Here is a 21592-nt window from a genome sequence, read left to right on the forward strand (position 1 = left end):
TTTTTATGTCTTCATATTTGTAATATTACTTTTTTTACTTTGCAGACTTCTTTCGATTAATATTTGGACATTCCTCATTAGCAATCTAAATTTTTTTATTTTTCTTGGAGGCATCGTTATAGGAATAGTTTTAGCCTTTATAAGTGTGTTGATTTTTCTTACTTTGTCACTGTTAGGACGGAAATCTTTTTATACAAGCCATATTTTTATTGATGATGAGGAATAATAATAACTCTTATGTAAATTGAACAGTACTATAAGTTATCGTAAAGAGGACAGCAAAAATAATTCTGCTGTCCTTTTCTCTTAAAATAAAGTTTTTTTTGTATACATTGTTGTTATTTTAGAATACGTAGTTAATTACAACTCCAGGTTGCTCGCTTTCCGCATGGCATGAGTATTCCTACGTTCCAATCAATTAACACATACTACAATTAACAACAATGAATAAAAAAACAGCCAAAAATTAAGGCAGTCATACTTACAATTCGATAGTAGCTTTAAAAAATATATTAAATTACAAAATATAAGCATTTTAATTGTATAATTTTTATTTACATACTATACTCTCGTTATAAGATTGGAGGAAGAATAATGAAAGTCACTGTATATTCTGATTATGTTTGCCCATTTTGTTATCTTGGGGAACAATCACTTGAAAATGCTTTAAAAGAAATAAATGAGGAAGTTGAAGTTGAGTGGAAACCATTTCAATTACGTCCTGAAGGAACTGAACCATTAAGCCCAAAAAGTTCATATATTCAACAAGGATGGAATTTTGGAGTTAAACCTCTTGCAGAAAAATTAGGTGTTGATATGGTTTTACCTTCAATGGATCCACATCCATCAACATTACTTGCTCATAGAGGATTTTTATTTGCACAATCGAAGGGTAAAGGCGATGATTATGCAAAGGCAGTATTAACAGCATTTTGGAAATACGAAAAAAACATTGGAGATGTCAATGTTCTAACTGATATTGCAAATGAAATCGGATTACCTACAAATGAATTTGTAGAAGCAATTAATCAAACTACAAATGATTCTGAAATACAAAATCCTTCATTCATAAATGCTGTACCAACCTTTATCATTGGGGATACAGTTTTACAAGGTGCACAAAGTAAAGAAGCATTTTTAAATGCATTAAAAAAACAAAGTACACCACAATCTGGAGATTTTTGTGGAATAGAAGGTTGTTAATCCATTTCCACATAAAAAAGGCTATCATCACTATTTAGTGGATAGCCTTTTACTCTGTCGTTTTTAAGACATCTAAAATATTTTTTGAATTAATTTTTTGTTTACTTCTCCCTAGACCAATTATATCCTCACCGAACTTATTTTTTAATTTTTGAATCGTTTCCATTAATGGCTCTTGCTTAGCATCTTGTTCATATGAGAATAAATCTAACTGTTTCGTTACCTCATCATGTGCAACTAAATTCGAAGTAGTTACCCCAATTAACCTGAGGGGTTCTCCATTCCAATTATTTTTCCACAGCTTCATAACTTCTTTAAAAATTGAACTTCCTTCTTGGATAGGAGATTGTGTTGTCATGCTTCGTGTGATAGTTTTGCGATCTTTGAAGCGGAGTGTAATACTGATTGTTTCAGCGTTTAATCCCTTTTTTCGTAGCCTATCACAAACACGATTCGATAATTTTTCAAAAGAAGATGCTATTATATGTTCATCTGAAACATCACTTGAAAAAGTTGAAGAATGCCCAATCGTTCGATAGGATAACATCCTACTTGGATCTACTTCCCTTTCATCAATTCCATTAGCATGATTCTTTAACGAAATACCATTACTCCCTAACAATGCCTGAATTTTATTTATATCACTTTTCGCCAAATCTTCTATTGTATAGATTCCAATTGTATTTAATTTTTCTTCTGTCTTTAGTCCGACTCCATGCATTTCTCTTATTTTCTTTGGCCATAACGTAAGTGGAACATCTCTTTTTCGTAATATTGTTATCCCTTGTGGCTTTTTAATGTCAGAGGCAGTTTTGGCTAAAAACTTATTGGGTGCAATTCCAATACTGCATGGTAACCCTAATTCATCCAATAGAATTTGTTGTATTTTTTTTGCGATTTCAATTGGATGACCTAAATCTCTACAATCAGTTATATCCAAGTATCCTTCGTCAATTGAAGCAGCCTCTACTAAAGGTGTGATCGTACCTAATTTTGCAAACATTTGTCGTGAAACCTTACGATATAATTCATGGTTAGGTAGTTTAACAACCATGTTTGGGCATTTTTTTCGAGCCTCCCAAAGTGGCATTGTAGCTTTTAAACCGTATGCTCTAGCTTCATAACTTGCTGTAACAATAATGCCTCTACGCTCTTTTTCATTACCTGCAATAACTAAAGGTTTTCCTTTTAAAGAAGGATCATTTGCAATCTCAACGGACGCAAAAAATGCATTCATATCAACATGTAATATTACACGACCATTTTTTGGTACCCAGGAATTCATTATGCCCCTCCTTTTTACAAGTTTATTTCCTTTCCTTAAAAACGAAAAAAAGATATGATGAGTATGTATTATTAAAGTAGCATAAATAAAGAAAAAATTGAAAGATAATAACTTTAAATTAAAATAGATGATATAACATATGTTTGTTTATAGAAAGGAATGAAATCATTTGAGTAATGAACAAAATATGACAATGTATGAATATATAGGAAAAGAAAAACTAGAGGAGCTTGTTGATACTTTTTACGGATATGTTTCAAAACACGAGAAATTATCTCCTATTTTTCCTGGCGATTGGGAAGAGACTGCTAGAAAACAAAAACTGTTTTTAACTCAATATTTAGGTGGACCACAATATTATAGCATGGAACGAGGACATCCACGAATGAGAGCTCGCCATTTACCATTTCCAATTACGATCGAACGTGCACATGATTGGCTTGATTGTATGGAAAGAGCTATGAATGATGTAGGACTTGAAGATGAAATAAAAATCCCTTTATTAGGCCAGTTAAAAAATGTAGCATATCATATGGTAAACCAAGAATAGATAGAGAAAATTGGAGAAGATGATATGAAAGAAAGTCGAAAGATCATTCTATTCGATGGAGTATGCCAGTTCTGTAATGGATCCGTTAACTTTATCATTAAACAAGACGTTAAACAAAAATTTCTTTTTGCACCATTACAATCAGAATTTGGTAGTCAATTCCTTCAAAATCATCCAGAATTAAATAATGTTGATTCTCTCGTTTTACTTGAAAACGAACATTATTTTATCTATTCAACTGCTGCATTAAAAATTGTTAAACAGTTAAAGTGGAAATGGAAATTTCTTTATGCGTTTATTTTAGTTCCAAAGCCAATAAGAGACTTTGTTTATAAACTAGTAGCGAAAAATCGCTATCGTCTGTTCGGTAAAATTGATACTTGCATGGTTCCTACAAAAGAGATAAAAAAGCGCTTTTTAATATAGTAAATAACCCGTACTAGTAATTTTCTAGTACGGGTTTCTTTGTGTAGAACTATTTAATTATTTAGCTACTTCTTCAATGATCGAAATAACTAACTCAGCAGTTTTCACAAGCTCTTTAACAGGCATTTTTTCATTTGTAGTATGAATTTCTTCGTATCCAATAGCAAGGTTTACAATTGGTAATCCGTGGCCAGCAAAAATGTTTGCATCAGATCCACCACCACTATGTTTTAATGCAGGTGTACGACCAATGTTTTGAGCAGCACGTTTTGCTACTTCAACTACATGATCTCCCTCTCCAAATTTGAAACCTGGATACATTACAATAACTTCCACTTCAGCTTTGCCACCCATTTCAGCTGCAGCTTCTTCAAAAGCAGCTTTCATTTTAGCAGCCTGGGCTTCCATTTTTTCATTAATTAATGAACGAGCTTCTGCAAGGATTTGAACGTAATCGCATACGATATTTGTTGCAGATCCGCCTTCAAAACGGCCAATATTTGCTGTAGTTTCTTCATCAATACGACCTAATGGCATTTTAGAAATCGCTTTTGAAGCAATTGTAATTGCAGAAACACCTTTTTCAGGTGCAACACCAGCATGTGCAGTTTTTCCATAAATTTTCGCAATTACTTTAGCTTGTGTTGGAGCAGCAACAATAATGTTCCCTACTTCTTCATCACTATCTAAAGCATAACCAAATTTAGTTGTAATTAATTTAGGATCAATTGCTTTTGCACCGTGAAGTCCTGATTCTTCACCAACTGAAATAATGAATTGAATTTCACCATGCTCAATATTTTTTTCTTTTAAAATTTTTGCTGCTTCAAGGAAAGCTGCAATTCCTGCTTTATCGTCAGCACCTAAAATTGTTGTACCATCAGTTACAATTTTACCGTCAACGATAGATGGTTTAATTCCTTTACCTGGAGTTACTGTATCCATATGACATGAGAAGAAGATACCATCTACTCCTTCTTTTGTTGCAGGAATCGTACAAATCAAGTTACCAGCACCGTGACCAGTAATTCCCATTGTGTCATCCTCAAAAACATTAAACCCTAAATCTTCAAGTTTTTTCTTTAAAACCTTAGCAATTTCAGCCTCGTATTTTGTCTCAGAATCAACTTGTACTAATTCTAAAAATTCATCAACTAAGCGTTGTTCATTTACCATGTTTTCTACGCCTCCATCATATGTATGTAAAAAATCTTATAATGCTATAATAACACATAGCATTCTTTATAATACAGTATAAAACATTATTTAAGTTATTCATTAAAAATTTACAATATATCGAAATTTAGACTTTTCCAAAATTCTTATAACGGAATATTCCCGTGCTTTTTCATAGGACGATGTTCACTTTTATTTTTTAATAGATCTAATGCTTGAATCAATTTCTCTCTCGTTTCAACTGGATCAATGATATCATCTACTAATCCATAACTTGCCGCTACATATGGGTTTAAAAATGTGTCAGTATATGTTTGAATCCACTCTTCTCTTAACTGATTAGGATTTTCACTTTTTTCAATATCTTTTCCATAAAGAATGTTAACTGCTCCAGCACCGCCCATTACTGCAATTTCTGCATTCGGCCATGCAAAGACCATATCAGCACCGATTGATTTACTATTTAAAGCAACGTATGCCCCGCCGTACGCTTTTCGCGTAATAACAGTTATTTTAGGAACAGTTGCCTCTGAATAAGCGTATAAAAGCTTAGCTCCATGTCTAATAATTCCACCATGCTCTTGTTTTACACCAGGGAAAAAACCTGTTACATCAACAAATGTAATAAGTGGAATATTGAAGGAGTCACAAAAACGAATAAATCGTGCACCTTTATCAGATGAATGTAAATCTAGTCCACCCGCCATTACTTTTGGTTGGTTACATACAAGTCCCACTACTTTTCCATTTAATCTAGCAAATCCGACTACTAAATTTTTCGCAAAATGTTCTTGTACTTCTAAAAATGACTCATCATCAACTAAGTCACCTATGATCTTTTTAACATCATATGGGCGATTGGATTCTTCTGGAATATGATTAAGCAATTCTGAACAATCTTTTTGGTTCTCTTCAGATAACGGTAAACTTTCTTCCCAATGCTGAGGTAAATAAGATAAAAGATCGCGTACTAAGTCTAAAGCTTCCTGTTCATTATTTGCTTGAAAATGAGCATTCCCGCTTACTTCATTATGTACTTTTGCTCCACCTAATTCTTCTGCAGAAATAATTTCTCCAGTTACACTTTCGATAACCTTAGGTCCTGTGATAAACATTTGGCTACTTTCTTTTACCATGATGACAAAATCAGTAATTGCTGGAGAATATACTGCTCCACCAGCACAAGGTCCCATTATGACAGATATTTGGGGAACAACGCCAGAATAAATTGTATTACGATAAAAGACGTGTCCATAGCCATCTAATGACAGTACGCCTTCTTGGATTCTTGCACCTCCAGAATCATTCAGTCCAATAATCGGTGCTTTGTTTTGTACTGCTAAATCCATTAACTGGCTTATTTTTTTTGCGTGCATTTCTCCAAGTGCACCACCGAATACAGTAAAATCTTGGGAAAAAACAAAAACTGTTCTACCATTTATTTTTCCATACCCGGTTACTACTCCATCACAAGCTCCGTCTTGATCTGCCATACCAAATTCTGTACAGCGATGCTGAACAAAAGAATAGAGTTCCACAAATGATCCTTCATCTAATAACATGTCTATCCGTTCTCTTGCTGTAAATTTCCCACGCTCATGTTGCTTAGCAATTCGATCGATTCCGCCACCTAACTCTATTTCTGCTTTACGATCATATAAATTATAAATAGCTTCGTACTTATTCATTTTGGAAATCCCCTTTTTCAACAAGTTCAATTAACATGCCAAATGCTTTTGGATGAATAAATGCAATCTTAGATCCATGGCTTCCTTTTTGAGGTGTTTCATTAATCAGTTGAACACCTTTTTCCTTTAAATCCACAATTGTTGTTTCAATATTCTGAACTTCAAATGCAATATGATGTAACCCTTCTCCTCTTTTTTGCAAAAAAGATTGTAAGGATTTATTACATTCAAATGGTTCGATTAATTCAATACTTGTCCCATTTGTAGGAAAAAATGCAACATTAACCCCTTGACTGTCAACAGTTTCTTGATGTGTACATTTAAGACCTAATTTTTCATATTGTGAAAGACTTTCGTTAATATTTTTTACACAAATGGCAATGTGATCAATATTTGAAATCATAGCTAGTCCCCCTATAAAAACTATTCATTTGTACTATTCGTATGTTAAAATTGTACTAGAATTGTTAGCAAAATAAAACGATATTTTCTGACAAAAATAAAAATTCTGTAAAAAAATACACATTAATGAAGGAGATTCCTTATCATGAATAAAAAAATGCAAAAATTCTTTGTTATTGTGATGCTTGTATCAATTCTTGCTACATCACTATTAGCTGGTATTGCAGCATTTCTATAAAATAACAAACTTTTCTTTTGTAGAGAATCATATAAGATCATAATAAAAAGGATAGTAACAACGATTACGTTGCTGCTATCCTTTTTTTACGCTCTATCTGATTGCACCTTTTTCTTTTGCTAATTGTTCAAAAGACTTACTTGTATTTACAATAAATACCTTTGTTCCAATTGGTACTTTTTCATAAAGCTCGTTTACTTCTTCATTTCTCATTCGAACACAACCATTAGAGATGTATTTTCCAATAGAGGTTGGATCATTATTTCCATGGATTCCATAGATCGTGCCATCTGTATTTTCTGCATCAAAACCAATCCACCTTGAGCCTAATGGATTTCTAGGATCTCCGCCTGGAATTTTTTTCTTTCTAAAATAAGGGTTTTTCACCTTAAAGACTACATTGAACAAACCCTCTGGAGTTAATTTAGGTGTTTTGCCAGTTGCAACGGAATATACTTTTTGGATTTTCCCTTCATTAATAAAAGCTAATTTATTGATACTTTTGTTTATGATAATAAATGGATCACCAGCTCTTGGATTATCACCTAGTGGCCATAATGGATTTATGATGATCATAATTGCTAGCATAAACTTTATCATACAAATCATCACCTACTTTTATTAACATATTTCTCCACATACCTCTTTTTTACTACTAAAAAATTTTCCATTTCATGAATTATATTAAGAACGGCAGCTCTCGTTTCAAAGTCATCTGAGTTTTTCGGTAAAGGCATTGAACGGAACATTTCATATAGTTCATCTAATTGATGTAACGAGATAATACCTGTGCTATTTGGGTTTAATGAGAAACAAATATCGTGGAAGAAATCACTTAATATTTTAGATTGTTCATTCTCTTTTTTGACAATTTTTAATGAATTAATAATTCTTTTCAATATCTCTAATTGTCTTTCTCTCATAGCAACATATTCATAATCTTCATCATTTGAGGAACGAAAAAAATGATTATCTATTTCAAGCTTTGATATCCTCTTTGCAATACCTATCTTTTTTTCGATTTGATTTACCTCTTTTAAATCAAATTTTTCTTCTGGCGAATTTAAAAAGACAGAGATCGCATCTAAAATTAAAATAAATCCATTTTCAATTTCTTTTTTATAAAGATTAACCTTATGCTCTAAACTCGGCATGTATAAATTAAAGAGAAGAGCAACCCCAATTCCAATTGAAATGACATAAAGTTCATTTAGTACAATATGTAGTGAGATTTTTTGTAACGAATAAATATGTACCATTATTACCGAGCTAGAAATCACTCCTTCTTGAATGTTTAACATGACTAAAGTTGGAATAAAAAACAGTAATAATAGCGCTATTCCAAAAGGATTGAATCCAAATACGGAGAAAAAGAAATAACAAAAGACAAGAACGACTACGCAAGCAGAATATCTCCTTATTGAAGTTTCTAGCGATCTTTTCTTAGTCGGTTGAATACATAAAATTGTTAAAATACCTGCTGAAGAATAAAAATTTAGACCTAATGATTGGGCTATAAAAATAGCTGTTGCACTTCCAAGTGCTGTTTTAATAACGCGAGAACCTATTTTAAACATTTCATCACCTAGTTGACTACATCATAATTGAAAGGATTTCCTCACAAATATAAAAGTAAATAGATTATTTCGCAATAATCATTACTAGAAATTTGAACATTTATGATCGAATGATGCCATTAATTCAAAAAAATTTCATAATTGAACAAAATTCATCAAAAATCTGTTCCTACCTTTTATTATTATTTGAAAAACTAGATAAAATATTATATTGAAAATGGATAGTAAAAGAACCTTTACAAAGGCTGTTTTCGTATACATTGTTGCTTTTCAGTATTTGTAATTTCCACTCCAGGATGCTCGCTTTCCTAGGGGCGTGAGCTGAGCTTCCTCGTCGCTATCGCTCCTGTGGGGTCTCAGCCTTCCCGCATCTCCCACAGGAGCCCGTCACCCTTCCGTTCCAATCATTTTCTGTCTTTTAAATTACAAAAACTAAAAAAACAATCTTAAAAAAAAGAGCCTTTACAAAATATTCCATAATTCTTTTCTAAAAGTTCTTTTTATATTCATCCACCAGTACAAAAAAACGCTCAGTGAGTTTATTCACTGAGCATTAGATATCACTTAATTATTGACTAATAATCTTATTAATTAAAAATATTAAATCCTCCAATGATTAGTATAAAGGTCACTAATATAATACCAATAATCGATTTTATTTTAATAAATATAATTGCATCCTCAGACGGTTCAGGTTCTTCACTATACATCCACCTTTTCCCCCACAAGAAACTTTCTTCAGGGTAAAAATACGACCATATTAATATTCCATAAAAAGGTAGCGTAATAAGAATAAACATAATAAACATAATAAATTCAAACAACTTAATCCCTCCATTAAACACTAAGATTTATTTTATTTTTGAGACAAAAATTATTTTAAGTTCATAATACATTTTATGTGTAAAATATCGTTTCTCTCTTTTGTTTCGAAAAACCTCTTTCTATGCTTCTTTTATTTTCATATTATTCAACAAATAGTTAGAATTGTTGATTTTACAACAAAAAAGAGTAAGTAAACAGAAACTTTTTCTGCATACTTACCCTTTTCCATTAATTATAAAACTTTCTCCAAAAAGCTACTTGCACGTTCTGTCTTTGGTGAAGAGAAAAATTCTACTGGATTAGCATCCTCTATTAACTTTCCTTCATCCAAGAATAGAATACGGTCTGCTACTTCTTTCGCAAAGCCCATTTCATGTGTCACAATGATCATTGTCATTCCAGTATGTGCGAGTGATTTCATTACATCCAGTACTTCTTTAACCATTTCAGGATCAAGAGCAGAAGTCGGTTCATCAAATAACATAATGTTTGGTTGCATTGCTAATGCACGAGCAATAGCTACACGTTGTTTCTGACCTCCAGATAATTGAGGAGGATATACATTGGCTTTATCCTTTAGCCCAATTTTATCAAGTAAATCATCGGCTATTTTCATTGCTTCATTTTTACTGATTCCCTTAACATTTATTGGAGCATACGTAATATTTTCTAAAACACTCATATGAGGGAATAAGTGAAAATGTTGAAAAACCATCCCAACGTTTTCTCTTATTTTCATCATATCGATTTTAGGATCTGTAATTTCGTCATGATTAATAAAAATTTCACCAGAAGTCGGAGATTCTAATAAATTCATGCATCTTAAAAATGTTGATTTTCCTGAGCCAGAAGGACCAATTATGGCAACAACTGACCCTTCTTCAATCGTTGTAGAAATATTTTTTAAAACTTCTATTTTACCAAAGTTTTTAACTAAATTATTTATTTTAATCATTTGTTCTTAATCTCCCTTCTAGCATTTTACCAAGAAGTGTCAAGATCATTACTAGTACGTAATACACCCCTGCTACAAATATAAGTGGCTCCATATAAGAATATAAATCTCCACCAACTAAATAAGCTCTACGCATTAAATCTGATGCACCGATTACTGTAACTACTGCAGATTCTTTCGTTAACGAGATGAATTCATTCATTAATGCAGGCAAAATATTTTTAATGGCCTGTGGCAGGATAATTTTTGCCATCATTTTGCGATATGGAATTCCTAGTGCAGTTGCAGCTTCTTTTTGTCCTTTATCAACAGCCTGAATACCTGCACGAATAATTTCTGATACATATGCACCTGAATTTAAACCAAATGCCAATACTGCTGCTGGAAACTGATGAATATCAAATCCAATAATTTGAGGTAAACCAAAATAAATGATCATTAATTGTAATACCATTGGTGTTCCTCGGAAAATCGAAGTATAGAAATCTGCAATGAAAATTAACAATTTCGAACGACTAATTTTCATAAACGCTAATACTATTGCTAAAACAAGACCTAATAATATTGATACAATAACAATTTCTAATGTTAGACCTAACCCTCCTAATATAAAAGGGATTGAACTTACAATTTGCGAAAAATTCAAATTCATTTTGTTGTACTCCTTTTATTTAATCTATAGCAACCTTTGAATTCAGCAAACTGTTTTTAGGTTACCAATCTACTAAAATACATGTAGAATTATTTTGAAATTCCAAACCATTTTTTAACTAATTTATTTAACGTTCCATCTTTTTTAACTTCAGTAATTGCTTCATTAAATTTTGGTGTTAATTGACTATTTTTCGGAAACGCAATTGCAGAACCAGTTGTATTATCGATGAAATCATTGATTAATACTCCATTTAAATCTTTTAAATTATTTAAATATCCTGCAGCAACACTTTGCTCAATAATAACTGCATCAAATCTGCCAGCCTTTAATTCTTCAATCAATTCTGGTACACGATTTCTATTTTGAACTGTATATCCACCTTTTTTAGCAACTGCTTTTGCGATCGATTCTTGAACCGTACCAGCTTGTACTCCGATTGTTTTACCTTTTAAATCTGCTAAACTCTTAATATTTGAACCTTTTTTAACAATCACTTCATTTTTATCTGAGAAATAAGGTTGTGTAAAATCTGCATTTTGCTTACGTTCTGGCGTTGCATTCATACCCGCCATGACCATATCGACTTTTCCACCTTTCATGGCCGTAATTAATGAATTAAAATCAAGATCTTTCACTTCAATTTTATATCCAGTTCGTTTTGCTAATTCATTTGCTAAATCTATATCAAATCCAATAATTTTATCGCTTTTTGTTGTGTCAACATATTCATAAGGTTTATAGTCTGCACTTGTTCCCATAACTAATGTTTTACTAGATTTTGCATTTGCTCCATTTGCATTATTACATCCTGCTAGCATTCCAATTGATAATACTCCTGCTGTAATAAGTCCTACATACTTTTTCATATTTTGTTCCCCCTATTTTTTGTTAATTTATTTATTTTTAATAGATTTTCTTGTAATACGATATTGTGTTTCGTTTGAATAATTATTCCATGTAATGAATATTAACACATTTTCATATTTATGCAATATCTATTTTTAATATTTTTAAAAAAATATCTAAAAATTATATAAAAAACCAATAATAATAGTCTTTTTTGTGAAATTAAAAAAAATATCTCAATAACACATTTTTAATATTTATTCATAATAAAGCATAAAAACAAATTGGTGTCGATTGTTTTCTATTTCAGTATGTGTAAGTTGAATTCCACTCCAGGATGCTCGCTTTCCTTGAGGCGTGAGCTGAGCCTCCTCGTCGCATACGCTCCTGTGGGGTCTCAGCTTTCCCGCATCTCCCATAGGAGCCCTTCATCCTTCCATTCCAATCAACTTCTGTCTTTTAAGTTACAAAATCTAAAAACAACAATATTTAAAAAAGAGCCAATAAAAAGACCCCTTACTATTATTAAGGGATCATTACCATTTCATTATTTACTATTTTTTCGATTTGAACCTCTTTTAAAAAATTTCCTTCATATGTCGTTGAATAGTGAAAGCTTTCATTTTCGTGAATAACTTTATGTAAAAATATTGGAATCAGTTCTCCAACTCCACGGTTTTCTTTCGATAAAACCCACTCAATTTTCTTCCAATCTAAAATTCCTTCTTCAGTTTGCAAAGGGGTATTATAAGAAAGGTTCGCATCAATAGTTGCTAAAAATAAGTACATTCCTCCAATTGTACCTTTCTCATCTTTCCAGGTAACAAGCCCTTTTTCTTTTATATCCTCTAGTTTTACTTTAATCCCTGTTTCCTCTTCAATCTCTCTTTGGATCGATTGTATCGGTAACTCATCCTTTTCAATTTTCCCACCAACTCCATTCCATATTCCCATTGTTGGTGCTTTTATTCGATTTAGCATTAACAACTCATTATTGCGTTTTATAAAGGCTAAGGTATATTTAATCATACTAAACTCCTGTTATTCATAAATTTTCCATATAAATTCTATAAAAATACATTTTTTATATCTTCACAAAATTTTCAGAATATTTTATAATTATATTTAGTAACTTTTAAGTACTAATAATAGTAGGGGGGGCAATTGATGGAACAATCAAATATTATTTCATTTGAAGAATATAAAAAAAATAGAAAGCGTTTACTTTCTTCCTTTGCTTATCGAGTTACCTTTGATCCAACTGGTTATAAGGATGCCCTTCAATTAATTATCATTAGTACGCTACTTTCAATTATCTCATTTTCAGTCTTAATACTATTCTTACACTACTTACTTAAGTAATTAAAATAGAGGCACCTAAAAATCTTAGGTAGCCTCTTTTCATTTTATACTTCTTCACAATATTGGTCAAAATAACCTTGTAACTTTTGAATAACTTGCATTGGATCATGACCTTCAATCTCGTGACGTTCAATCATTTTCACTATTTTACCGTCTTTTAGTAAAGCAAAAGAAGGAGAAGATGGTGCATAACCAGTAAAATATTCACGAGCTTTTGCAGTTGCTTCTTTATCTTGACCTGCAAATACAGTAACTAATTGATTTGGTCTAGCATCGTAATGAACAGCATGTGCTGCTGCTGGGCGAGCAATCCCCCCTGCACATCCACATACTGAATTTACCATTATAAGGGTAGTTCCTTTTTTAGATAGTGCTTCATCAACTTCCTCAGGTGTTTTCAACTCTGTATATCCAGCTGCCATAATTTCTTGGCGGGCTGTATGAACAACATCATTCATGAAAAAATTAAAATTCATACTCATTTGTTCAAGCTCCTTTCTTCATTACTAACATCTTACCAATTAGAGTATATCCCTTCAACTATTTGATATTCCTCTTAAGGTTTTGTTTTAAAATGAAACTTCCATCAGTGGAGGTTTCTTCATCCCCCACTGATGATTAAACCCCAATCGGGCTTTTTCGGGCAGTTATCTCCCAACTACCTTACTCGTTTCTCTTTGAATCTTGAGTTGGGGATCTTATTGCCCGTTAATGCGGGATAAAAAAAATTCAGATGAAGAACGATTCATCTGAATTAAGTTTCACTCTACCGATATATGCTATTCAACACTTTTTTAGACGCTTCACTTAGTCCGATTTCATTATTTAAAAATTTTATTTCTTGGTCAAGTAATATATTACGCACTGTTTCATCCGAATAAATCGAATGTAAGATGGTTTGCTTTATTGAGCGATGGAACCAATTTTTCTTTTGATCTACTCTCCTTTGAGAAAGGAAGTCATTCTGTTTAATGTGATCAAAAAATTGATTGATATCATTTTGAATTTGATCTAATCCATTCCCATTTATCGAAGAACATGTAATAACTCTTTGAGACCATTCTTTCGTAGGTGGCTTAATTAATTGTAAAGAATGTTTCAAAGAAATAGCCGTTTGTTTTGATTCTCTTATTAACTCACCATCACATTTGTTAACAATAATATAATCTACAAGCTCTAATATTCCTCGCTTTATTCCTTGTAGATCATCACCACTTCTTGCAATTGTTAGTAGCATAAAGAAATCTACTAATTCACGTACTTCCCCTTCACTCTGTCCTACACCAACTGTTTCAATAAAAACAATGTCATATCCTGCTGCTTCACATAATAGCATTGTTTCGAACGTTTTCGAATGAAGGCCACCATGTCTTCCATTAGAAGGAGATGGTCTAACAAATGCATTTGGATGCTGAGTCAATTTTTCCATTCTCGTTGAATCTCCTAAAATACTCCCTCCTGAATAAGGACTACTAGGATCGATTGCTAAAACGGCAATTTTCATTCCTTGTTCACAAAGTTTTGTCCCAAACGCTTCCATAAATGTACTTTTACCTGAACCAGGGATACCTGAAATTCCTATTCGTAGGCTATTCCCCGTGTATGGCAGTAATTCATTTAAAACATCATTTGCATAATTCTGATCTTCTAGTCTATTACTTTCAACCCTAGTAATCATACGTGATAATGACGGTAAGTGACCTGAACGAATTTTATAAGCAATCTCGTTTGGAGGTAACTGATTTTTTCTATTCATTTGACTCGTTTTGATTTGATAAGATCGTAATAATTTCCTCAGCAGCCTCGGTCAAAATTGTACCAGGCCCAAATATTGCACTTGCTCCATTTGATAATAAAAATTCATAATCTCGTTCAGGTACAACACCACCGATAATAATAACCATGTCTTCACGATCTAACTTCTTTAATTCTTCTCTTAAAATAGGTAGTAATTCTTTATGTCCACCAGCTAACGAGCTCATTGCAACACAATGAACATCAAACTGAACCGCTGCCCTCGCAACTTCAGCTGGCGTTTGGAATAACGGGCTTACATCAACATCAAAACCAAAGTCAGCATATGCTGAGGCTACAACTTTTGCACCTCGATCATGACCATCTTGTCCAATTTTTGCAATGTAAATTCGTGGACGTCTACCTTCTTGATTCGAAAAATCAGTTACAAGCTGTTGAATTCGATTGATTTCATTTTCATTATTATGCACAGTTGAATATACCCCACTAACTGTATTAACTTGAGCTGAATGTCTAGGTGCAACTTTTTCGATTGCAGAGGTAATCTCTCCAAGAGTCGCACGAGCTCTAGCTGCTTCTATTGCTAATTCTAACAAGTTCCCTTTTCCAGTTTGAGCAGAAAACGTAATTTCTTCTAATTTTCCTGCTACAATTGAATCATCTCGATTTTGTTTAATCTGAATCAATTGATTCACTTGTTCTTCTCTTACTTCATTTGCATCGATTGAAAGTAGATTATCCATTTCCTCTTCTACAATTTGGAACTTATTGACTCCAACAATTACATCTTCTCCACTATCAATCTTAGCTTGTTTAGCAATTGCCGATTCCTCAATTCGCATTTTAGGAATTCCCTTTTCAATTGCTTTTAACATACCTCCAAGCTGTTCAATTTCATCTATATACTCTAGTGCTTTTTGCACAAGCTCATTCGTCTTTTCTTCAAGTAAATAGGAACCGCCTAGTGGATCAACCACATTTGTTAATCCACATTCATGTTGCAAAATTAATTGTGTATTTCTTGCAACTGCTGCAGTCTCAGGCGTAGGAAGAGCGATTGCTTCATCCAATGCATTCGTATGAAGAGACTGAGTCTGCCCTAAAACTGCCGCTAGCGCTTCAATTGTTGTACGAGCAACGTTATTCATTGGATCTTGCTTCGTTAGACTCCAACCAGATGTTTGGCAATGCGCTCTAAGCATCAAACTTTTCTTATTAGTTGGCTCAAATTGTTTCATCATTTGTGCCCATAGCAATCGTCCAGCTCTTAATTTGGCAGCTTCTATGACAAGATCCATCCCAATTCCCCAGAAAAAAGATAATCTTGGTGCAAAATGATCTACTTTTAACCCTGCGTTTATACCAGTCTTAACGTACTCGATACCATTTAATATCGTATATGCAAGCTCTAATTCTGGAGAAGCGCCTGCTTCTTGCATATGATATCCTGAGATACTAATCGGATTAAACTTGGGTAGATTCTCAGCACAATACGCAAAAATATCTCCTATTATTCTCATTGACATTTCAGGTTTATAGATATATGTATTACGAACCATGTATTCTTTTAAAATATCATTTTGAATTGTACCAGTTAAAGTATTTTGCGAGACTCCTTGTTCTTCCGCTGCAACAATAAAAAATGCTAGAATTGGTATAACTGCACCATTCATTGTCATTGATACCGAAATTTTCTCAAGCGGTATTTCATCGAATAGTACTTTCATATCTTCTACTGTATCGATTGCAACACCAGCTTTTCCAACATCTCCAACTACTCGATCATGATCAGAATCATACCCACGATGTGTAGGTAAATCAAAAGCAACTGATAGACCTTTTTGTCCCTTGGCTAAATTTTGTTTATAGAATTCATTACTCTCTTTTGCCGTTGAAAAACCTGCATATTGACGAATTGTCCATGGCTGAGTTGCATACATTAACGGATAAGGTCCACGTACATAAGGAACAAATCCTGGATAGGTTAATGGAATTGCTCGTTCATCTGAATCAATATTTGTTATATTTTGTAATGGATTTTGATCAAACAAAACTCTCATTAATTCCACCCCTTTTCACAATGGATTTTTTCTATGACATCAGGTAAATCTGTTATATGTAAAAGTGAATAGGGTATTTCAGATCCATCATTAATACCGATTTGAATGACTGTTTTATCTTTATTTTGATTAATAAATTGCTTCATAGATTCTTGACTTCCTGCAAGAAAAATCACATCAGCATTTGTTTGATTTTTTAATCCAATCGAAGATAGAGTTTTAAAGATATCCTCATTAATTTTTTGATCTTCTTCATTTGCACCGTCAAGAATGATGCAATCCCAACTAGTAGACAGTAACAAATGACATTTCTCAATCCATTCACTATCTCGAAATATGTAAGTTTTATCATCTTGTGAATACTTAGTTGATGGTTCTACTCGACGAAAAGCATTATTTCCAACAATTTTCTTATCACCTAGCATAAATTGTTTTAAACGATTCTTGTTAGTTCGATTTATATCCTTGAAAAATTCACCACTATCAACAAAATTAACGAATCCACCTTTTTCTTCTATTTCAAGAAACTGATTCCAAGCCTTTTCTGCAACCTGTTTTGTTAATTCTTCTAAATAGTAACTTCCATTCAAAAGTGTTCGATAGTTTGATAAGCCACTTTCAAATTTTAAAAGATTATAAATATTATTTGTCCATCTAATTGCTTCCTCATTCTCTTCATAAGGAACAATCCTTACAAAATCAACTCCACTTAAAAAAGCAGTGATTGTTTCGATTGTTTTTCTAATAAGATTTAAAGTTTCTTCTTCATTTGTTAAGGTACGTTTAGAAGTTTTTGTAATGTATATAATTTTTTGATAATCTATATTTTCAATAAATTCTTTAAGTACAATTGGAATTAAAAGTTGAAATGCTTTTATTTTTGCAATACTCATATAAAAATCAGTATCTACACACAGTTCAAATTGAACAGTATGAAGTAATTGTCTTATATCACCATTATTATTTTTAACTTGATGAAGTAGTTCAGAAATCGTTGCCAATAAGTAGGAAATTTCTTGGATGTGATTAGCTCCAATTTCATGAAAAGCTGCTGAAGAAAATGTACTATGATTAACGGATTGGAGTTGATTTAATTCTTCAAAAAAATGAACTCCCCCAGCATTATCTTCCGCACAATTAAAAAGTTTTTTTACTATATTACTAATTGGATCATTCGAAATCTCATACTCTTGAATATCGATTGTCTTAGAAATTGAAATGGTATTTAACAACGGTTGACTACTTTGATCGTATAAAGGTTCTATATTTATTCCTTCTAATGTTGTTTTGACATATTGATTAAGATCATTTGGTAACACATTTATCCAGTCTTCTTTTATGATCTTGTCAAAATCAAAATTACTTTTTACTTTTCCCATCCTTATTCCCCCTCCACACTTCTATTATAATAGTATAGAGTGAATAGTACAAACTTTCAGAAAAGAAACTCTAAATATTTTCGAACACTTTCATATAAAAAATTAATTAGTGAGCTTAGAAAAACTATATAACAAAAATAAAAAGAAGTAACCGCTCAATAAAAAGGTGAACAGTCACTTCCATTATTAAATTTAGTTTTATTTAATTGTTCACCTAAATATCAGCAATCACCAGTGAAAATTGAAACCAATTTATACCGTAAACCTATTTTTTTACTTAACCTTTAGTGATAATAAATATTACTTTTTCGGTACTGTTACCATTTTCGATTTACCAATATTTCCAGCCTTATCTTTTGCATAAACAGAAAGGATTGTACCAGCTTTTTGCTTTTTAAAAGATACTGAATAGATTCCTTTGCTATTTACAGTAGCTACTCCAATTATAGTTCTCCCTGCTTTTACATATACTGTTGTACCTGCTTCAGCTTTTCCTGTAATTTTAGTAGAAGTTACACTACTGATTGTCGGTATACTTGGTGGAGTAGTATCCTTTATAACAACCACAGTGTTCTTACTAACATTACCAGCACGGTCTGTAGCAGTTACATTTAATATTGTTCCTGCTTTTTGAACCTTCATTAGAATAGAAAACATACCTTTATTGTCTGTTGTACCTGTTGCAATGATTTTGTTTCCTACTTTAATTGTCACCTTTGCACCAGGTTCAGTTTTTCCTGTAATTTTAGTAGAAGTCACACTTTTTACAGACGGAATACCAGGAGGGGTAGTATCCTTTACCTCAACCCTCGTTTGCTTACTAACATTTCCTGCACTATCTGTTGCTGTTACAATCAATACTGTTCCAGCTTTTTGCTCTTTTATTGAAATTGTAAACTCTCCATTTTGATCTACCGTACCTGTCGCTATAATTTGACTCCCAACTTTAATTGTAATCTTTGAATCAGCTTCAGCTTTTCCTGAAATTTCAGTATAAGTCACTTGGCTTACTGATGGCATTTCTGGTGGCGTAGTATCCTTTACTTCAACAAAAGTTTCCTTACTAACATTTCCTGCATTATCTGTCGCTGTTACAATCAATACTGTTCCTGCTTTTTGCTCTTTTATTGAAAGAGTAAACTCTCCATTTTGATCTGTTGTACCTGTCGTAATGATTTGACTTCCAACTTTAATTGTAATCTTTGAACCAGCTTCAGCTTTTCCTGAAATTTCATTATAAGTCACTCGGCTTACTGATGGCATTTCCGGTGGGGTAGTATCCTTTACCTCAACTAAAGTTTCCTTACTTACGTTTCCAGTACTATCTGTTGCAGTTACAATTAATACTGTTCCTGCTTTTTGCTCTTTTATAGGAATAGAAAACTCTCCATTTTGGTCTGCTGTACCTGTCGCTATGATTTGACTACCTACTTTAATTGTAAGCTTTGAGCCAGCTTCAGCTTTTCCCTTTATAAATTTATCAATATCCAATAAATCCTTTACTTTTGGGGCATCTGGAGTTGTTCTGTCTCCAGCCTCAACAACTTCGATTATGGTCTCCTTACTTAATCTCTCTTCTTTTATCGCTGTTGCGTATAAAATAGTTCCTGCCTTAAATTTATTACTTAAAGAAATCGAGAAATGACCATTTGCATCAGTTTTTCCAGTTATTGTTAATTGTTTCTTATCTGTAATCGCAATCGTAGTTCCCAATTCAGCATTTCCTGTGATAACAGTGCTCTCTGATGTTACTTTATTTACATCAGGAGGAACCGGCGCTTCTACTGGTTTAGGAATTGGTACTGGTGTTGGATCTGGTGTTGGTGTTGGTGGTATTGGATCTGGTACTGGCGTTGGTGGTGTTGAATTAATACTTACGTTAATTGGTTTCGATACACTCGTACTGCTGTCGTACCATAATGACACTTTTATTGTATATTTTCCAGCTTCACTAGTTGCTGGAATCTTATAAGAATAATAGAATTTTCCATCTTTTCCACTTTTTACACTTTCATCTGTAAAAATTGTTTTTCCTTCTTTTTCAACATTAATTATAAGTTCTACGTCACTTTGTAGAGTACTTCCTGCTGTAATATTTCCTGATATTTTAACATTGTCTCCGGTCTTATAATCTCCTTTATCAGTGTTCATATTTAGAACGTAATGAGGTGCTGGTGTAGCAACATTTATATTAATTTCTTTTTTACTACCATCCGCCAAGGATGCTGTTATTAAATATTTTCCACTTGTGGCATCAGAAGGAATCTGATATAAATAATGGAATGTCCCATCACTTACACTTGTTGCTTTTCCATCTGCACCAATTTTTGTCCCATCTTTTTTAACAACAATTGTAACATCTACGCCACTTTGTGGCATATTTCCAGATTTTACTGTACCTAATATATCAACCGTTTCACCGGAATTGTAATCAGATTTATTAGTATTAAAACTTAATTCTTTTTGAGGAGCTGGTGTCGATTCAACATTTACATAAATTTCTTTCTGACTACCATCTGCCAATGATGCACTTATTAAATATTTTCCAGTTGTAGTATCAGAAGGAATCTGATATGAATAATGGAATGTCCCATCACTAACACTTGTTACTTTTCCGTCTGCACCAATTTTTTCCCCATTTTTTTTAAAAGTAATCGTTATATCCACACCACTTTGTGGCAAGTCTCCAGATTTTACTGTACCTGTTAATTCAATCTTCTCACCAGGCTTGTAATCAAATTTATCAGTGTTAATGCTTAGTTCTTTTTGAGGTGTTGGTGTTGGATTAGAACCATATCCAGTTATATGTATAGTCTTTGAAACTTGTGTATTTAGAGCAGAAATTATAATCACATAGGCTCCATCTACTAATTTTTTTCCTAATGTAATTGTTTTTGAAATTGTACCATCAGAAGATATTTCTGAATCTTTCCATTGGTATACCTCAATTGGATCACCTGACTCATTTTTTAGCATTAAAGTTGGGCTTGTCCCTCTTCCAGCTTCTGTTCCTTTTAAAACCGTCCCTGTTACAAGGATTTTACTCTGAGCGGTATAGTTCTCCTTATCTGTATTGAAATCGATCGTAACATTACCTGCAGCCAATGCTGGTAATACATTTCCAATTAGTAAAAGTAGTGTTGCTAAAGTGACTATTAGATTTTTCTTCAAAGCATTCACTCCTTGCAATTTGGTTGGTAGATAGAAGAG

At 32.7% G+C, this 21592-nt stretch carries 21 protein-coding genes; 5 read left to right on the forward strand and 16 right to left on the reverse strand.

The annotated features are described in order from the left end of the window. Positions 1 to 594: 594 nt before the first annotated feature. A complete protein-coding gene (locus J5Y03_RS04070; protein ID WP_209402793.1) occupies positions 595 to 1203 on the forward strand; it encodes a DsbA family oxidoreductase in 609 nt (202 codons plus the stop codon). 49 nt (positions 1204 to 1252) lie between these two features. Here J5Y03_RS04070 and J5Y03_RS04075 read toward each other — a convergent pair whose 3' ends face one another. Next, complete coding sequence (locus J5Y03_RS04075) at positions 1253 to 2488, reverse strand: DNA polymerase IV (RefSeq protein ID WP_209402795.1); 1236 nt, start codon at positions 2486 to 2488, stop codon at positions 1253 to 1255. Positions 2489 to 2675: 187 nt separating this feature from the next. Between J5Y03_RS04075 and J5Y03_RS04080 the strand changes: the two genes are divergently transcribed. Next, positions 2676 to 3038, forward strand: coding sequence for a globin domain-containing protein (locus tag J5Y03_RS04080; RefSeq protein WP_209403138.1), 363 nt, complete (start codon positions 2676 to 2678; stop codon positions 3036 to 3038). 24 nt (positions 3039 to 3062) lie between these two features. Beyond that, positions 3063 to 3464 (forward strand): thiol-disulfide oxidoreductase DCC family protein, encoded by a 402-nt coding sequence (locus J5Y03_RS04085; RefSeq protein WP_209402797.1) that lies wholly within the window; start codon positions 3063 to 3065, stop codon positions 3462 to 3464. 57 nt (positions 3465 to 3521) lie between these two features. Here the strand turns inward: J5Y03_RS04085 and J5Y03_RS04090 are convergent, their stop codons facing one another. The 3 genes from J5Y03_RS04090 to mce form a co-directional block, all read right to left on the reverse strand. Beyond that, complete coding sequence (locus tag J5Y03_RS04090; RefSeq protein ID WP_209402799.1) at positions 3522 to 4640, reverse strand: M20/M25/M40 family metallo-hydrolase; 1119 nt, start codon at positions 4638 to 4640, stop codon at positions 3522 to 3524. A 146-nt stretch (positions 4641 to 4786) separates the two neighbouring features. After that, on the reverse strand, positions 4787 to 6328 hold the full coding sequence (locus tag J5Y03_RS04095) for an acyl-CoA carboxylase subunit beta (protein ID WP_209402801.1): 1542 nt from the start codon (positions 6326 to 6328) through the stop codon (positions 4787 to 4789). Continuing rightward, positions 6321 to 6731: a methylmalonyl-CoA epimerase gene (gene mce / locus J5Y03_RS04100; RefSeq protein ID WP_209402803.1), complete on the reverse strand. Its 411-nt coding sequence runs from the start codon at positions 6729 to 6731 to the stop codon at positions 6321 to 6323. The genes J5Y03_RS04095 and mce overlap by 8 nt, the downstream gene beginning before the upstream one ends. Positions 6732 to 6875: 144 nt before the next feature. On the opposite strand from mce, the gene prli42 reads away from it, so the two are divergent. After that, the gene (gene prli42 / locus J5Y03_RS04105) at positions 6876 to 6968 is read left to right on the forward strand and encodes a stressosome-associated protein Prli42 (protein ID WP_245208730.1); all 93 of its coding nucleotides are present in this window, start codon (positions 6876 to 6878) and stop codon (positions 6966 to 6968) included. A gap of 93 nt (positions 6969 to 7061) precedes the next feature. Here prli42 and J5Y03_RS04110 read toward each other — a convergent pair whose 3' ends face one another. The 7 genes from J5Y03_RS04110 to J5Y03_RS04140 form a co-directional block, all read right to left on the reverse strand. Further along, positions 7062 to 7568: a L,D-transpeptidase gene (locus tag J5Y03_RS04110; protein WP_407648395.1), complete on the reverse strand. Its 507-nt coding sequence runs from the start codon at positions 7566 to 7568 to the stop codon at positions 7062 to 7064. An 8-nt stretch (positions 7569 to 7576) separates the two neighbouring features. Next, positions 7577 to 8545, reverse strand: a complete 969-nt coding sequence (locus J5Y03_RS04115; RefSeq protein ID WP_209402807.1) for an aromatic acid exporter family protein — start codon at positions 8543 to 8545, stop codon at positions 7577 to 7579. A 587-nt stretch (positions 8546 to 9132) separates the two neighbouring features. Further along, a complete protein-coding gene (locus tag J5Y03_RS04120; RefSeq protein ID WP_245208731.1) occupies positions 9133 to 9369 on the reverse strand; it encodes a hypothetical protein in 237 nt (78 codons plus the stop codon). A gap of 233 nt (positions 9370 to 9602) precedes the next feature. After that, the gene (locus tag J5Y03_RS04125) at positions 9603 to 10325 is read right to left on the reverse strand and encodes an amino acid ABC transporter ATP-binding protein (RefSeq protein ID WP_209402809.1); all 723 of its coding nucleotides are present in this window, start codon (positions 10323 to 10325) and stop codon (positions 9603 to 9605) included. After that, a complete protein-coding gene (locus J5Y03_RS04130; protein ID WP_209402811.1) occupies positions 10318 to 10977 on the reverse strand; it encodes an amino acid ABC transporter permease in 660 nt (219 codons plus the stop codon). Before J5Y03_RS04130 ends, J5Y03_RS04125 begins: the two co-directional genes overlap by 8 nt. Positions 10978 to 11066: 89 nt before the next feature. Further along, entirely contained in the window at positions 11067 to 11846 is a 780-nt protein-coding gene (locus J5Y03_RS04135) for a transporter substrate-binding domain-containing protein (RefSeq protein ID WP_209402813.1), read from the reverse strand. 505 nt (positions 11847 to 12351) lie between these two features. Continuing rightward, complete coding sequence (locus J5Y03_RS04140; RefSeq protein ID WP_209402815.1) at positions 12352 to 12855, reverse strand: NUDIX hydrolase; 504 nt, start codon at positions 12853 to 12855, stop codon at positions 12352 to 12354. Between the two features lie 138 nt (positions 12856 to 12993). Between J5Y03_RS04140 and J5Y03_RS04145 the strand changes: the two genes are divergently transcribed. Next, positions 12994 to 13188 (forward strand): hypothetical protein, encoded by a 195-nt coding sequence (locus J5Y03_RS04145; protein WP_209402817.1) that lies wholly within the window; start codon positions 12994 to 12996, stop codon positions 13186 to 13188. A 44-nt stretch (positions 13189 to 13232) separates the two neighbouring features. On the opposite strand, the gene J5Y03_RS04150 is transcribed toward J5Y03_RS04145, so the two are convergent. From J5Y03_RS04150 to J5Y03_RS04170, 5 genes are all read right to left on the reverse strand, one after another. Beyond that, the gene (locus J5Y03_RS04150) at positions 13233 to 13670 is read right to left on the reverse strand and encodes a BrxA/BrxB family bacilliredoxin (protein ID WP_209402819.1); all 438 of its coding nucleotides are present in this window, start codon (positions 13668 to 13670) and stop codon (positions 13233 to 13235) included. 284 nt (positions 13671 to 13954) lie between these two features. Then, on the reverse strand, positions 13955 to 14944 hold the full coding sequence (meaB, locus tag J5Y03_RS04155) for a methylmalonyl Co-A mutase-associated GTPase MeaB (protein WP_209402821.1): 990 nt from the start codon (positions 14942 to 14944) through the stop codon (positions 13955 to 13957). Further along, positions 14937 to 17003: a methylmalonyl-CoA mutase gene (gene scpA / locus J5Y03_RS04160; RefSeq protein WP_209402823.1), complete on the reverse strand. Its 2067-nt coding sequence runs from the start codon at positions 17001 to 17003 to the stop codon at positions 14937 to 14939. Before scpA ends, meaB begins: the two co-directional genes overlap by 8 nt. Next, entirely contained in the window at positions 17003 to 18382 is a 1380-nt protein-coding gene (locus J5Y03_RS04165) for a methylmalonyl-CoA mutase family protein (protein WP_209402825.1), read from the reverse strand. The genes scpA and J5Y03_RS04165 overlap by 1 nt, the downstream gene beginning before the upstream one ends. 300 nt (positions 18383 to 18682) lie before the next feature. Continuing rightward, complete coding sequence (locus tag J5Y03_RS04170; protein ID WP_209402827.1) at positions 18683 to 21553, reverse strand: Ig-like domain-containing protein; 2871 nt, start codon at positions 21551 to 21553, stop codon at positions 18683 to 18685. Positions 21554 to 21592 lie beyond the last annotated feature (39 nt).

This window comes from Gottfriedia endophytica (assembly GCF_017814275.1).
Taxonomy (GTDB): domain Bacteria; phylum Bacillota; class Bacilli; order Bacillales; family Bacillaceae_G; genus Gottfriedia; species Gottfriedia endophytica.

Bases quoted from the DNA above. Each gene is read 5' to 3' on its own strand.
- J5Y03_RS04070 (WP_209402793.1), top strand. From the start codon at position 595: ATGAAAGTCACTGTATATTCTGATTATGTTTGCCCATTTTGTTATCTT.
- J5Y03_RS04075 (WP_209402795.1), bottom strand. From the start codon at position 2,488: ATGAATTCCTGGGTACCAAAAAATGGTCGTGTAATATTACATGTTGAT.
- J5Y03_RS04080 (WP_209403138.1), top strand. From the start codon at position 2,676: ATGACAATGTATGAATATATAGGAAAAGAAAAACTAGAGGAGCTTGTT.
- J5Y03_RS04085 (WP_209402797.1), top strand. From the start codon at position 3,063: ATGAAAGAAAGTCGAAAGATCATTCTATTCGATGGAGTATGCCAGTTC.
- J5Y03_RS04090 (WP_209402799.1), bottom strand. From the start codon at position 4,640: ATGGTAAATGAACAACGCTTAGTTGATGAATTTTTAGAATTAGTACAA.
- J5Y03_RS04095 (WP_209402801.1), bottom strand. From the start codon at position 6,328: ATGAATAAGTACGAAGCTATTTATAATTTATATGATCGTAAAGCAGAA.
- mce (WP_209402803.1), bottom strand. From the start codon at position 6,731: ATGATTTCAAATATTGATCACATTGCCATTTGTGTAAAAAATATTAAC.
- prli42 (WP_245208730.1), top strand. From the start codon at position 6,876: ATGAATAAAAAAATGCAAAAATTCTTTGTTATTGTGATGCTTGTATCA.
- J5Y03_RS04110 (WP_407648395.1), bottom strand. From the start codon at position 7,568: ATGATAAAGTTTATGCTAGCAATTATGATCATCATAAATCCATTATGG.
- J5Y03_RS04115 (WP_209402807.1), bottom strand. From the start codon at position 8,545: ATGTTTAAAATAGGTTCTCGCGTTATTAAAACAGCACTTGGAAGTGCA.
- J5Y03_RS04125 (WP_209402809.1), bottom strand. From the start codon at position 10,325: ATGATTAAAATAAATAATTTAGTTAAAAACTTTGGTAAAATAGAAGTT.
- J5Y03_RS04130 (WP_209402811.1), bottom strand. From the start codon at position 10,977: ATGAATTTGAATTTTTCGCAAATTGTAAGTTCAATCCCTTTTATATTA.
- J5Y03_RS04135 (WP_209402813.1), bottom strand. From the start codon at position 11,846: ATGAAAAAGTATGTAGGACTTATTACAGCAGGAGTATTATCAATTGGA.
- J5Y03_RS04140 (WP_209402815.1), bottom strand. From the start codon at position 12,855: ATGATTAAATATACCTTAGCCTTTATAAAACGCAATAATGAGTTGTTA.
- J5Y03_RS04145 (WP_209402817.1), top strand. From the start codon at position 12,994: ATGGAACAATCAAATATTATTTCATTTGAAGAATATAAAAAAAATAGA.
- J5Y03_RS04150 (WP_209402819.1), bottom strand. From the start codon at position 13,670: ATGAGTATGAATTTTAATTTTTTCATGAATGATGTTGTTCATACAGCC.
- meaB (WP_209402821.1), bottom strand. From the start codon at position 14,944: ATGAATAGAAAAAATCAGTTACCTCCAAACGAGATTGCTTATAAAATT.
- scpA (WP_209402823.1), bottom strand. From the start codon at position 17,003: ATGAGAGTTTTGTTTGATCAAAATCCATTACAAAATATAACAAATATT.
- J5Y03_RS04165 (WP_209402825.1), bottom strand. From the start codon at position 18,382: ATGGGAAAAGTAAAAAGTAATTTTGATTTTGACAAGATCATAAAAGAA.